This is a genomic window from Synechococcus sp. TAK9802 (assembly GCF_014279535.1).
Classification (GTDB): domain Bacteria; phylum Cyanobacteriota; class Cyanobacteriia; order PCC-6307; family Cyanobiaceae; genus Parasynechococcus.
The window spans coordinates 704,627-717,753 of the sequence record NZ_CP047937.1; the positions used below are offsets into that span (position 1 = coordinate 704,627).

General features: G+C 63.9%; 15 protein-coding genes. 7 read left to right on the plus strand and 8 right to left on the minus strand.

What is annotated here, in order from left to right; translation table 11 throughout:
* Positions 1-210: 210 nt before the first annotated feature.
* The 4 genes from SynTAK9802_RS03990 (at position 211) to SynTAK9802_RS04005 (ending at position 2,983) form a co-directional block, all read left to right on the plus strand.
* The gene (locus SynTAK9802_RS03990; protein WP_186498256.1) at positions 211-381 is read left to right on the plus strand and encodes a hypothetical protein; all 171 of its coding nucleotides are present in this window, start codon (positions 211-213) and stop codon (positions 379-381) included.
* Between the two features lie 66 nt (positions 382-447).
* Positions 448-1,431: a rhodanese-related sulfurtransferase gene (locus SynTAK9802_RS03995; protein ID WP_186497401.1), complete on the plus strand. Its 984-nt coding sequence runs from the start codon at positions 448-450 to the stop codon at positions 1,429-1,431.
* 48 nt (positions 1,432-1,479) lie between these two features.
* A complete protein-coding gene (locus SynTAK9802_RS04000) occupies positions 1,480-2,451 on the plus strand; it encodes a DUF952 domain-containing protein (RefSeq protein ID WP_186497402.1) in 972 nt (323 codons plus the stop codon).
* A gap of 34 nt (positions 2,452-2,485) precedes the next feature.
* Positions 2,486-2,983 (plus strand): hypothetical protein, encoded by a 498-nt coding sequence (locus tag SynTAK9802_RS04005; RefSeq protein ID WP_186497997.1) that lies wholly within the window; start codon positions 2,486-2,488, stop codon positions 2,981-2,983.
* Here SynTAK9802_RS04005 and lipA read toward each other — a convergent pair.
* Together lipA and recR are read right to left on the minus strand one after the other, a co-directional pair.
* Positions 2,968-3,867: a lipoyl synthase gene (gene lipA / locus SynTAK9802_RS04010; RefSeq protein ID WP_186497403.1), complete on the minus strand. Its 900-nt coding sequence runs from the start codon at positions 3,865-3,867 to the stop codon at positions 2,968-2,970. The genes SynTAK9802_RS04005 and lipA overlap by 16 nt on opposite strands.
* A complete protein-coding gene (gene recR / locus SynTAK9802_RS04015) occupies positions 3,864-4,439 on the minus strand; it encodes a recombination mediator RecR (protein WP_025362207.1) in 576 nt (191 codons plus the stop codon). Before recR ends, lipA begins: the two co-directional genes overlap by 4 nt.
* 134 nt (positions 4,440-4,573) lie before the next feature.
* Here recR and psbP point away from each other — a divergent pair, with 134 nt between their 5' ends.
* Positions 4,574-5,128, plus strand: coding sequence for a photosystem II reaction center PsbP (psbP, locus tag SynTAK9802_RS04020; protein ID WP_115010233.1), 555 nt, complete (start codon positions 4,574-4,576; stop codon positions 5,126-5,128).
* On the opposite strand, the gene SynTAK9802_RS04025 is transcribed toward psbP, so the two are convergent.
* The 3 genes from SynTAK9802_RS04025 to SynTAK9802_RS04035 form a co-directional block, all read right to left on the minus strand.
* Entirely contained in the window at positions 5,129-6,073 is a 945-nt protein-coding gene (locus SynTAK9802_RS04025; RefSeq protein WP_186497404.1) for an LCP family protein, read from the minus strand.
* 65 nt (positions 6,074-6,138) lie between these two features.
* Positions 6,139-8,238, minus strand: coding sequence for a cation:proton antiporter (locus SynTAK9802_RS04030; protein ID WP_186497998.1), 2,100 nt, complete (start codon positions 8,236-8,238; stop codon positions 6,139-6,141).
* Positions 8,239-8,300: 62 nt separating this feature from the next.
* Positions 8,301-10,058 (minus strand): ABC transporter ATP-binding protein, encoded by a 1,758-nt coding sequence (locus SynTAK9802_RS04035; RefSeq protein WP_186497405.1) that lies wholly within the window; start codon positions 10,056-10,058, stop codon positions 8,301-8,303.
* A gap of 101 nt (positions 10,059-10,159) precedes the next feature.
* Here SynTAK9802_RS04035 and SynTAK9802_RS04040 point away from each other — a divergent pair, with 101 nt between their 5' ends.
* Positions 10,160-10,354, plus strand: a complete 195-nt coding sequence (locus SynTAK9802_RS04040; RefSeq protein ID WP_006849594.1) for a hypothetical protein — start codon at positions 10,160-10,162, stop codon at positions 10,352-10,354.
* Between the two features lie 3 nt (positions 10,355-10,357).
* On the opposite strand, the gene SynTAK9802_RS04045 is transcribed toward SynTAK9802_RS04040, so the two are convergent.
* Positions 10,358-10,645 (minus strand): RNA-binding protein, encoded by a 288-nt coding sequence (locus SynTAK9802_RS04045; RefSeq protein WP_011364605.1) that lies wholly within the window; start codon positions 10,643-10,645, stop codon positions 10,358-10,360.
* 197 nt (positions 10,646-10,842) lie between these two features.
* Between SynTAK9802_RS04045 and SynTAK9802_RS04050 the strand changes: the two genes are divergently transcribed.
* The gene (locus SynTAK9802_RS04050; protein WP_186497406.1) at positions 10,843-11,037 is read left to right on the plus strand and encodes a hypothetical protein; all 195 of its coding nucleotides are present in this window, start codon (positions 10,843-10,845) and stop codon (positions 11,035-11,037) included.
* Positions 11,038-11,057: 20 nt separating this feature from the next.
* Here the strand turns inward: SynTAK9802_RS04050 and SynTAK9802_RS04055 are convergent, their stop codons facing one another.
* Positions 11,058-11,306, minus strand: a complete 249-nt coding sequence (locus tag SynTAK9802_RS04055) for a hypothetical protein (protein WP_186497407.1) — start codon at positions 11,304-11,306, stop codon at positions 11,058-11,060.
* Positions 11,306-13,087, minus strand: coding sequence for a DEAD/DEAH box helicase (locus SynTAK9802_RS04060; RefSeq protein ID WP_115162210.1), 1,782 nt, complete (start codon positions 13,085-13,087; stop codon positions 11,306-11,308). The genes SynTAK9802_RS04055 and SynTAK9802_RS04060 overlap by 1 nt, the downstream gene beginning before the upstream one ends.
* Positions 13,088-13,127 lie beyond the last annotated feature (40 nt).

The following is a 13,127-nucleotide window of genomic DNA, read 5'->3' on the forward strand; positions in this document are numbered from 1 at the left end:
GGAAACAGCGCTTCGATGAGGCGCCGTGATTGATCCCGTCGTCATCCCCTCGCTGCTCGGCCTGTTTGTTCTCTCGGTGATCGTGGCAGCGATCAAGGACGACAGGCAGCGTCACCACCATCACCGTTATTGAGATCCGGCCGGACAGGTCCTGCGGGGACCATCCCGACTGTCACCAACCGGAAACACTGCACAAAACACTCATTGTGGGTGGCATCCCGATTGAGCTACACCATGCTGGTCTGTGGCTCAGCCATGAAGATCGACAGCGCCAACGCTCAACCGATGGGAAGCCTGATCTTTGAAGGAGGGCACAAGCCCTTCCATGCCCTGGCCTGTCCCCTGAAGCCGGCTTCGGTGCGGATCAGCAGGAAAGCCTGACAACCAACAACGCGGTGGCACGCCCCGGCCTGATGCAGGCTGGAGGACTGTTGAACATGTAAGTGCGTGAATCCAAGCAACCTGGAGCCTGTGCTGGCCAAGAACAGCCGACTCCTGGTGGCGGCGTTCTATGCCTTCACGCCCCTGGATGACGAGCGTCGGGAGGCATTGCTTAGCAGCTTGCGGAGCCTGGCTCGCGAAGGCAGCGTGCTCGGATCTGTGTTGGTGGCCCATGAAGGGGTGAATGGCACGATCAGCGGACCAGAGCACGGCGTTGATGCGCTGCTGGATCACCTGCGCGCCTCGTTGGATCTGGGCGACGACCACTACGCACGGCTCGAGGTGAAGCGCAGCTGGGCCGAACAACCGGTGTTCCGCCGTTTCAAGGCCCGCCGCAAAAAGGAGATCGTGACCATCGGCGTGGCCAGCGTGGATCCCAGCGCCAGCGTGGGCACCTATGTGGAACCCGAACACTGGAATGCCCTGGTGGATGATCCCGACACCCTGGTGATCGACACCCGCAACAGCTACGAAACAGCGATCGGCAGCTTCGAGGGGGCCATCGACCCCAGCACCGAGAGCTTCCGCGACTTCCCGCACTGGGCAGAGTCCACGCTGCGGCCCCTGATCAAAGAGAAGGGAAGCAAGCGCATCGCCATGTTCTGCACCGGCGGGATCCGCTGCGAAAAAGCCAGCAGCTACCTGCAGCAACAGGGTTTCGGGGAGGTACACCACCTGCGCGGCGGCATCCTCAAATACCTCGAGCAGGTGCCGGAAGCCGAAAGCCGCTGGCAAGGGGAGTGCTTTGTTTTTGATCAACGGGTGGCGTTGAACCACCGGCTGGAACCTGGAGAGCACAGCCTTTGCCACGCCTGCGGCCTGCCGGTGTCAGCCCAGCAACGCGAACTGCCGAGCCACATTAAGGGGGTGCAGTGCGTGCACTGCGTAGATCGCTTCAGCGATGCCGACCGGGAACGCTTCGCCATGCGGCAACGCCAGATTGATCAACGCCAGATCGACCAACACAACATCGACCAGCAGCAGGCCTGAGCAGTCAGTCCGCATCGGACAATCCCTGCCAGGGACCACCCCGATGCCGTGCTGCCGACCCTCTACAGCTTTCGACGCTGCCCCTACGCCATGCGCGCCCGCTGGGCTCTGCTGGAAGCAGGACTGTTGGTTCAGTGGCGGGAGATCGCACTGAAGGCCAAGCCGGCGGAGATGTTGGCGGTCTCCCCCAAGGGCACGGTGCCCGTGTTGGTGTTGCCGGACGGCAGCGTGATCGAAGAAAGCCTGGCGGTGATGCACTGGGCCCTGGATCAAGCAGACCCTCGCGAGCTGCGCAACGCCGGCGATGCCTCAGCGCTGATCGAGCAGAACGACGGTGCGTTCAAACATCATCTCGACCGCTTCAAATACACCGACCGCTACCCCGGCACCAACAAAGACGAGCAGCGCGCCGCCGGGCTGGCCATCCTTCAGGACTGGAACCAGAGGATCGCTGATGAGGGCTGGCTGCTGGGCGAGCGCTGCTCGCTGGCGGATGCCGCCCTCTGGCCGTTCGTGCGGCAGTGGCGGATCGCCGATCCCGAGGGATTCGACAACGACAACAGCCTGGGAGCTCTTCGCCAGTGGCTCCAGCACTTCCTCGAGGATCCCCGCTTTGAGCGGCTGATGCAGCGGGCCGACCCCTGGGATGCCGGGGGGCAACAACACCACTTCCCCGCCGATGCCGTGGCAGTTCCCAAGGATCAAGCCCTGTTTCACCTGGCCCTCAAGGCCGACTGGCAGGCCGCCCAGGCCAACGGCAGCTACCGCATCTCCACCCGGGGAATGAGCTTGGAGCAGGTGGGCTTCATCCACTGCTCCTGGCAAGAGCAGGTGCAGGCGACCTTTGAACGGTTCTACGCCGACGCCGGCGAGGTGCTGCTGCTGGAGATTGATCCCGCCGCCGTGAACGCTCCCCTGCGGGCCGATGCCATCCCCACCGGCGAACTGTTCCCCCATCTCTACGGGCCGCTGCCTTTGAAGGCAGTGCGCTCGGTCGGCACCATGCCCGCGGCAGCATGACCGGACGACCATGACCGTGGCCAGATCCCAATCGATGCTTGAGCAACTGGAAGCCGAAGCCCGTGATCGAGGACTGCTGCTGAGGTTGCAGGTGGGCCGCCCCCTGGGGCTGTGGAGCCTGCGGCTGGTCGTGGCCCAGCAAGGCTCCAGCGGCAACCTGCTGCTGCTGGGGGAAATGAAGGGATGGGCTTATTCCGCCGCCACAGGCCTGCAGCTCGACACGATGCGGGTGATGCCAAAGGCGCCTGCCGGCGTGGGCGATCTGATCTGGGCGGCCACCATGGCCTGGGCCCAGGAGGCCACCCCCTGCTCCCGGGCCCGATTGCTGGCCATCCGCGACGAGGAGCAGCAGCACCGCAGGCTGGTGCGTTACTTTCGCCAACACGGCTTCAGCAAATCCCGCGATGTGGAAGCGGCGCTCTGGGATCTGCCCCTGCGCATGGTCTGGGGCGGCGCCGGGGCGATGATGAGTGGTGATGTGGCCACCGTGCTAGAGCGCAGCCTGAGGGGCTGGCGTCAGTCGGCGGCGTGATAGCTGCTGCGCACCAGCGGACCACTGCGCACCTGGGCAAAGCCCAGCTCGCGGGCCACATCCCCCAGCTCATCGAACTCCTGGGGCGTCCAATAGCGGGCCACCGGAATGTGCACAAGCGAGGGGCGCAGGTACTGCCCCAGGGTGATCCGTTGGCAATCCACGCTGCGGAGATCCTTGAGGGTGGCGATCACCTCGTCGCGGCTTTCCCCCAAGCCGAGCATCAGGCCACTCTTGGTGGGGATTTCCGGCGCCAGCTCACGGGCGGCCGCCAATAAACCCAGGGATCGTTCATAGGTGGCACCGCGGCGCACCTCCCCCTGCAGCCGCTGCACCGTTTCCAGGTTGTGGTTAAAGCACACCGGCTGGGCCGCCAGCACCGTGGCCAATCGCTCCCGTTGAGCCACCAACGCCTGATCGTGATCCGACACGCCCCCCCAGAAATCGGGGGTGAGCACTTCAAGGGCGATCAGCGGATTGCGGGCTCGGATCGCCGCCATGGTGCTGGTGAACAGGCTGGCGCCGTGATCGGCGAGATCATCGCGGGCTACCGCCGTGAGCACCACATAACGGAGCTGCATCGCCTCAACGGCATCGGCCACCCGCTCGGCTTCGGCGGCATCCACCGGCATCGGGGCCTGGCCCTTGTCCACCTGGCAGAAGGCACAGCTGCGAGTGCAGATCGAGCCACCCAAGAGAAACGTCGCCGTTCCGGCGGCGTAGCACTCGCCGCGGTTGGGGCAGCGCCCCTCCTCACAGATGGTGTGGAGCCGGTTCTGCTTCACCAGCCCCTGCACCCGCTCCAACTCCGAGGCGTTGCCGATCGGCCGCCGCAGCCAGTCCGGCAGTCGCTCGCCAGGGGGGATGGCACTGTATTTGCTCATACCGGCCGGCGCCCTTCAAGAGCCCTGCTCAAGGTGACCTCATCGGCGTATTCCAGTTCACTGCCCATCGGCAGGCCGTAGGCGATTCGGCTCACTGAGCAGAAGGGCTTGAGCAACCGCCCCAGATACAAGCTGGTGGTGTCCCCTTCCACGCTGGGGGTGAGGGCCAGAATCACCTCACTGATCTCCTCATTGGTGATGCGCTGCACCAATTCGGTGACGTGCAGCAGCTCCGGACCAATGCCATCCATGGGTGAGATCAGACCACCGAGCACGTGGTAACGCCCCTGAAATTCGCGGGTGCGCTCCAGCGCCAGCAGATCGCGGGAATCCGCCACCACACAGATCACGCCGTTGCGGCGCTCGGGGTTGCGGCAGATCTCACACTCCGGATCAGCGGAGAGGTGGAAACAGGTTTGGCACTGGCCCACCTGGGTGCGGGCCGCCAGCAAAGCGTCAGCGAACTGATGAATCTGCTCCTGCGGTTGGTTCAGCAGATGCAACGCGAGCCGCTGGGCCGTGCGCGGGCCGATGCCGGGCAGACGCTCGAACTGATCAATCAGTCGAGCCAACGGTTTGGTGAAGCCGCTCAGGGGTCTGCCGCCGATGCGGGAAATGTAGGAGTTGCGGAGATCATCTGCCGCAACAGGGGCCACGACCATCAGGCCACAACGGCAGAATGGCTCGTGGATTGATCGCCCCGCTGATGCAGCTCCTCCAGTCTCTGAGTCGCGTGATCGTTTGCGGCGTTCTGGCTCTGGTGCTGGGGGCCTGCGCGGCGGGACCAACAGCAGGGCTGCAGTCGTACCAGAGTCCGGATGGCCGCTTCGCCTTCCTCTACCCCACCGGCTGGACCGAGGTGCAGGTAAGCAACGGACCCCGGGTGGTGTTTCACGACCTCATCCACAGCGATGAAACCGTGAGCCTGATGATCAATAAGGTGAACGAAGACAACGAGCTGAGTGAACTGGGCAGCGCCGTTGCCGTTGGCGAGCGCCTGCGCCGTGAAGTGATCGCCACCGCCGGCAGCGGCCGCACCGCCGAGCTGGTGGAAGCGCAGGAGCGTGAAGTGAATGGCCACACCTTCTACGACCTTGAATACGCCGTGCACCTGGAAGACCGCGACCGCCACGAGTTGGCGACCGTCGTGGTGGACCGCGGCCGGCTCTACACCCTGGCCACAAGCGTCAACGAAGACCGCTGGGGCAAGGTGGGTGACCTCTGCGGCCGGGTGGTGCGCTCACTGACCCTGCTGATCTGATCAGAACAGGAAGCGAAAACGCCGACCGTTGGGGTCACCTGAATCGGCGCCAGTGCTTGAGTGCGCCGGCCACTCCGTATCCAGATAGCTGATGCCGTCGGCATCGAACGGAACCGCCCTCAGGCTGGAGGCCTTCAGTTCGGTCGTGCCCATGGCGGTGACCAACCCGCCCAGTTCCATTGGCCCCAGATCCGTCTCCAACGCCTGCCCCGCCGCAGTGATCAAGGCCGGCAGGCGGATCAGATTCTGCGGTTGTTTCATCTGCTCAAACAGCCCCTTCAGCGCCAGCTGCTGCCGTTCCAGCCGGCCGAAATCGCCGCGGCCGTCGTTGCGCCAACGAAGAAAGCCCTCCAGATCCTTGCCCTTTAACAGCTGAGGTCCTGGCTGCAGGTCGATCAACAGGTTCTGACTGCGATCGACGTAGTACAGGCGCTTGGGAACATCCACTTCGATGCCCCCCACCAGGTTGGCCAGGGTTTCGATCGCATCCAGGCGCACCACGATGTGATGACGGATTGGGCGGTTCATCAGGCGCGACAACTCCCGCTCCACCGCCTCCACACCGCCGTAGGCCATCAGCGCATTGAGCTTGATGCCGCCGAAGCCCTCGGCATCGATGTAGCTGTCGCGTGGGATCTGGGTGATCGATGTGGTGGTGCCATCCACCCGCACCGTGAAGATCACATCAGTATTGCTACTGGTGCGGTCCCGGCCCAGCACCACCACCTCCCTGGCCCCGAAGCCTGTCCAACCGGCAAACGGGTTGGACAGCGGCGCGGGCTGAAGCAGCGCGAAGGGTTGATCTGCCGTGCTGGATGGCGCCGTGATCAACCGGCTCAGCGGAACCGAAAGAATCAGGCCACCGCTGAGACCCGCCACCACAGCAGCAACCACCGGCCAATTGATGGCCTCAGATGACGCCTTAGCAGGGGGGGCTTGTGGCATGGAACACGTGCTGTAAGCATCTTGGCGCGCTCGTCCCATCTCGGGTAGAGGGGCGCAGGCCTCTGTTAAACCAACGGATCGCTGATCACCATCGAGGCGCAGGGGAGCTGACGGATCAATTTGCTGGTGCGATCACTGCCGGGAATCGGCAGACCGGCAACCCGCCTGCGCTGGGTGCGCAGGATTACCAGATCGTGTTCGCGGCTGAGGCGATGAATGGCCCCGTCGATGCCGGGCCCCCGCACGATCACGATGTGGAACCGCTCCTCCGGAATCCCCGGTGGGCGCCAGCGGATCAGCTGCTGTTCCATCCAATGACGGTCCTGGCCGCTGAAGCGGGGGTCGTGCACATGCAGCAGGGTGATCCGCACGCGCTGATCCTCTGGGGCTGAGTTGATCACCCGCAGCGCCAGTTCGAACTGCTCGCGGGCACTGGCGGAGAGGTCTTTGATCGGAACGAGGATCCGGCCCAGGCCGCTATCGGTCTCACGGCCCTGGTTCACCACCACCACCGGACAGTGGGCCGTGCGGCAGACCCCATCAACGATGTCGCCCATCAGCCAGGCCCGGAGCTGATCACTACGGGCTGCACCGATCAGCAACAGATCCGCGGCCTGCTCCAAGGCTGTGCGGCTCATGCCGCCGGCGATGTCTTCATCCAGCCGCAGCAGGCTGCGGGTGGGCACAGCCAACTGGGCGCCGATGCTCTCCGCCGTGCTGAGGCGTCCGCGCGCTGCCGCAACGGCCCGGTTCAATCCACCGCGCATCTCCTCGAGGCTGGGATTCACCATCGCCAGGGGCAACAGCACACCTTCAGCCCCCGATGAGCCCTGCACCAGCCGAGCAGCCATGCTCAGCAACCCCTTCTCGGTGCTTGGGTTGGCCACCGGCACCACGATGCGCAGGGGGCGCTGCACCACCTCGTTAACGCCGTCCAGAACCGCCGCTTCCTCACCGAAGCTGACCGGCACCGCATCGGGGCTGGGATCCTTGAGCCGGGTCACCGACTGCTCAGTGAGGATCGGCCCCAGGGTGGCGGTCACCACCATCACCGCCAGCACGCTGTTCAGCACGGTCTGATTGAGCAGGCCCGCCTGGTAGCCGATGAAGGCCGTGGCCAGTGTCGCGGCCACCTTGGGCATCGTCAGCGACCACATCATCAGGATCTGGGCGCGGCGATAACCGAACAGCCGTCCGCTGACCCACGACGCCAGGCCCTTGCCGCCTATAGCACCCACCAGCATCAGCGCGGTGAACTGAAAGTTGCCCAGGCTTTCGCCAAGGCTGCCCAGATCCAGCAACAATCCCAGATCGATGAAGAAGATCGGGATGAACAGCACGCCACCCACAAAAATCACCTGCTCCTTCACCCGGCCCTCAGGCAACACGGAATTCACCGCCAAACCAGCCAGGAAGGCGCCGACGATCTTCTCGACACCGGCCAGCTCAGCCCCCAGGGAGGCCAGGAACAGGGCCACCAGAACAGCAAGCACCATCCGGTTTTCATCGCTGATGCCGCGCAGCACCAGGCGCCGGCCCAGCCAGCGGATGCCGATCACCACCACCAGAGCGAAGCCACCGATCTTGAGCAGCAGCAGGCCCAGGCCCAGGCCGCTGAGGCTGCCCTGGCCCAGCCCCAGCCCTACCGCCAGCAGCAGCAAGGCCACGATGTCGGTGAAGATCGTGCTGCCCACGCTCACCACCACCGACTCATCCTTCTGGGCGCCATAACTGCGCACGATCGGGTAACCCAAGGGGGTGTGGGTGGCCATCAGGGCGCCGAGCAACAGGCACGACACCGAGGCGAAGCCCGCCATCAGACCAATCGAGACGCCCGTGCCCACACCGATCAACAGGATCAGCAGGCCATAGATGAACGAGCGACGTTTGACCCGGTTGAACTCCTCGAGGTCGATCTCCAGACCCATGGTGAACAGCAGATACACCGCCCCGAGATCGGAGAGCAGCCGCACCGTTTCGCTGCTGCTGTCGACCCAGTTCAAGGCATGGGGGCCCACCACCACACCCGCCGCAAGCAACCCCACCAGGTCGGGCAGACCCAGCCGCCGAATCAACGGCGGCACCGCCGCACTGATCGCCACCAACAGCGAAAACACCCCGAGGGGGTGATGCATGACGTGGCTGATCGAGGCCTGCATGGCCATGGCTGCACCGCCGGCTTGCGGACCCAGCATGGTCGCGGGATCTGCCGGCAACAACAGCTGCTTCAGGAAGCGATAAGCCCACCGCCGGCCTGCACCTGCCAGAGGTTGGTGTAGATCCCGCCCCGGGCCACAAGGCTGTCGTGGCTGCCCTGCTCCACAATCCGGCCCTGATCCATCACCACAATCCAGTCGGCATGGCGCACCGTGCTGAGTCGGTGGGCGATCACCACGGTGGTGCGCTGCTGGGTGATCTGCGCCAAGGAGCGCTGGATGGCGGCTTCGGTGTCGTTGTCCACCGCAGCGGTGGCTTCATCGAGCACCAGCACCGGCGCATCCTTGAGGATGGCGCGGGCCAAAGCGATGCGCTGGCGCTGTCCGCCAGAGAGGCGCTGCCCGCGCTCTCCCACCAGGGTGTCGTAACCCTGGGGCAAGGCGTCGATGAAGCCAGCGGCCTCCGCCAGGCGAGCGGCCTGCTCAATCGCCACCGGATCGGGATCTGCAACGCCATAGGCGATGTTCTCGGCCACGGTGCCGTGGAAGAGGTAGACGTCCTGAATCACCAGGGCGATGCAGCGGCGCAGGTCCTGCAGCTGCAGGGTGTCGATGGGGACTCCATCAAGGCAGATGCGTCCTCCATCGCGCTCATACAGCCGCAGTAGCAGCTTCACCACGGTGCTCTTGCCAGACCCCGTCGCCCCGACGATGCCGAGGGTCGATCCCGCTGGCACGGTGAGATCGAAGCCCTGCAGCAGCGTTGATCGGCCGGCATAGGCGAAATCCACAGCTTCAAAGCGAATCTCACCTCTCAGCCGCTGCGGATCCACCGGCACTGTCCCGCCCTGGATCAACACCGGCGTATCGATCAGATCAAGCACCCGTTGCGTGGAGGCCATCGAGCGCTGGTACTCGTCGAGGGTGCGGCCAATGGCGGTGAGCGGCCAGAGCAGCCGCTGGGTGATGAACACCAGAACGCTGTAGGTGGCCACCGGCAGTTCCCCGGCCAGGGCCTTGAAACCACCGATCAACAGGATCGCCAGAAAGGCGAACAGAATCGCGAAGCGAATCAAGGGGATGAAGGCCGCCGAGAGACGAATCGCCCGGGCATTGCTCTGGCGATAGGCCAGGCTTTCTGCCCGTAGGCGCTCCAGCTCCAGAGCCTCAGCGGTGAAACTCTTGATCGTGAGCATCCCCCCCAGGTTGTTGGCAAGCCGCGAGGCGAGGTCGCCCGCCCTTGCACGCACCTCCCGATAGCGCGGCGCCAGCTGGCGCTGGAAATGCAGCGATCCCCAGAGAATCACCGGGATCGGCAGGTAGGCGAACAGGGCCACCTCCGGCGCCACCATCGCCATGCCGATGCCCACCACCAGCACGGTGGTGATCAACTGCAGGATCTGGTTGGCACCCCGATCCAAAAACCGTTCGAGCTGGTTGATGTCGTCGTTGAGCACCGCCATCAGGCGACCGGTGCTGTCCTGCTCGAAAAAGGCCAGCTGCAGCTTCTGCAGATGGTCGTAGGCCTCGAGCCTGAGGCTGTGCTGGGTTGTTTGCGCCAGGTTGCGCCAGAGCACGTCGTAGAGGTACTCGAACAGCGACTCCGCCGCCCAGATCACAAAGGTGAGCAGGGCCAGACCCCACAGTTGCTGGCCGGCGGTCTTCAGACCGAAACCCGCCAGCACAGATTGCTCCTTGAGCAACACCACATCCACGGCCAAGCCGATCAAGATCGGCGGGGCCAGATCGAACAGCTTGTTGAACAGGGAGCACAACACCGCTGCCACCACGAGTCGGCGCTGCGGCGCCAGATGGCGCAACAGCCGCATCAAGGGGGAGCGATTTGCTGAAGCTTTCCTGAGGGTTCGTTCCGACACGGTTTTCACCCCTGAAGACGCACTACAACGGAACCACAACTGAAGGAGGTGCCATGAGCCGATCAAGGTCGTTCAACCGCTTTCACCGTTACCTGGCGCGGCAGAAACGTCGCGGACTGCGGGCTGTCTTGCCCCAGTTCCAGGACGCCCGTGAGCATCAGGAAAGCCCAGCCAACAGCAGCGATGGTGTGCTGCGTCGGCTGAGCCTGCGTGAAATGGAATTGGACCTGATGGAGGCCGAGGCCTGAGCCTCAGCCGCGGTAACCGCCACCACCACCACGGGGGCCGCCGGAGCGCTCCCGAGGGGTGGCTTTGCTGACGCGGATCATGCGGCCCATCCACTCCACGTCCTGAAGATCGTCGATGGCCTTCTGCTCATCGGCATCGTTGACCATTTCGACGAAAGCGAAACCGCGTTTGCGGCCCGTCTCGCGATCCAGGGGCAGGCTGCAGTTCTTGACCTCGCCGTACTCACTGAAGAGATCGAAGAGGTGCTCCTGCTCCGCCTGGAACGAAAGATTGCCGATGTAGATGGTCATGGACCGTGGAACCGTTGAACGTGCTCAGTCGCTTGAACTGGTTCCGAAAGCTCGGAAGGGACCAGTGCTCAAGCTTGAACCCGATGACGTTACAGGGCAGTCGCACGAATCAACACAAAAAAAAGAAGCAATTGCGAAGACTCGCCCGCAACCGAGCCATCCACTCCATTGTCAGAGGACCCTGACGCAGGAGAGAGATGACATTCGACAGCATTTGTTTCCAAGCCCTGGCTTGGACCGCCGACGGAGAACTGGATCCGCTGGACAAGCTTGTGCTGCTAAACAACTTGATTCGGCAAGCCACGCCGAGCGAGCAGATCGAGCTGATTCAGGTGGTGGAAAAATTAGCCCTGCTTCAGCCCGAAGCCACCGTTCAGGTGAGCCATCTCTGACGGTTTTTGATCCCCGGGGATCAGAAGCCGTAGGTCTCGGCAGCCTTGGCCTTGCAGGTGGTCTGGGCCGTCTGGATCCCCGCCCCGTTCTGCACCTCTGCGAGGTAACAACGGCAGGTGTCATGCACCATTCCCTCCGGAGGAACGGTCCCAGCCCTATGAAGCTCGGCCTTAACGGCCGTTTTGCAGAACTGGGTGATCAGGCTGTTGTCCGAGGCTGAAGCAGCCAGGGGAGCCGACATCAGACCAACGGCCAACAGCGCATGCATCAAGAGGCCTTGCTGATTTGCAGTTCGCGGTTCATCACGCGCAAGCGTTGAAGGCTGTTGAACACATCTTCCGGCATGCCCTTGGGAAGATCCACCAGGCTGTGATTGTCAAAAATCTGGATGCGGCCGATCATCCGGCCCTGCAGACCGGTCTCGCCGGCGATTGCACCCACCAGGTTGCCCGGCTTGACCCGATCGCGGTGACCCACCTCAACGCGGTAGCGCTGCATGTTCTCCTCAGGAGCCCGTGCCGGACGCTCGCGCCGCTCACGGCGGTCGCCTGAATGGCGATCGCGGTCGCGGTCATTGCGACGGGTGTTCTGAATCCAGTCGTCGTCGCCCTTACGCAACAGCGCATCGGGGCCGATGGCCAGGTTGAGTGCCGCCATGGCCAGCTGCTCGGGGCTGAGTTCAAGCTCCGTGGCCACCCGCTGCATCAATTCCTGGAGCAGGGCCGCTTCATCGGCGTCAGGGCGTTGCGATTGGGCCGCATCACTCAAACGCTTGCGCAGGCGGTCCAGCCGTCCCTGGTTGATGGCCGTGTTGCCGGGCACCTCCATCGCTTCGATCGGTTGGCCCGTGGCCCGCTCGAGGTTGCGGATGAAACGGCGTTCCCGTGGAGTCACGAACAGAACCGCTTCGCCGGTACGTCCAGCCCGGCCCGTCCGGCCGATGCGGTGCACGTAGGCCTCGCTGTCGAACGGCATGTCGTAGTTGATCACCAGGCCGATGCGCTCCACATCGAGACCCCGCGCTGCAACGTCGGTGGCCACAAGGATGTCGACCGATCCACTGCGCAGCCGCTCCACGGTGCGTTCCCGTTGGTTCTGGGGAACGTCGCCATTGAGCACCGCCACCTGATGGCCACCGGCCTCAAGAGTTTCGGCCACGGTCAGGGTGATCGCCTTGGTGCGGGCAAAGATGATCACACCCTCACCACCACAGGCATCGAGAACCCGCTGCAGCGCCTCGAGCTTGTGCGGCATCGGCACCGTGATCGAACGCTGACGGATACGCTTGCCTTCCTGATCCTTGGTACGGATCGTGACCTCAGCCGGATCCTTGAGATAACGCTTGGACAGGCGACGGATCTCAGGAGGCATCGTCGCGGAGAACAGCACCACCTGGCGCTGCTCAGGAAGCTGGTCGAGGATCCACTCCACATCATCGATGAAGCCCATGCGGAGCATTTCGTCCGCTTCATCGAGAACCAGGCTGCGAAGACCGCTGGTGTCGAGCGTGCCCTGACGCATGTGGTCCATCACCCGGCCGGGGGTGCCCACCACTACATCAACCCCGCGCCTGAGGGCACTGATCTGAGAGCGGAAATCCGTGCCGCCATACACCGCCAGCACCTTCAGATGGGGGTGGCCGGCGGAATAGGCCTTGAACGATTCGGCCACCTGCATCGCCAGCTCCCGTGTGGGGGCGAGCACGAGGGCCTGGGGTGTTTTCTGGCCGCTCTCGAGACGCTCGAGCAACGGCAGGGCGAACGCTGCTGTTTTGCCGGTGCCGGTCTGAGCCTGACCCACCAGATCGCGGCCGAGCATCAGCTCGGGGAAGGCCGCCTTTTGAATGGGGGAAGGTTCGCTGTATCCCTTGTCCGCCAGGGTGCGGAGCAGGGCCTCACTGAAACCAAAACCGGCAAAACCGGATTCCGGTTCAGCCGATGTGATGGTGGTGGTGAACACCTCAGCATTGGTGTTGGATTCCGGCAGGTCGGACGCAGAAAGATCCACTGCGCAGGCGGAATCGTCGCGCTGCTGTTGCTGTTCAGTCATGAAAGGTGGCTTCGCCTGATTGATCTCTGAAATCAGGCTC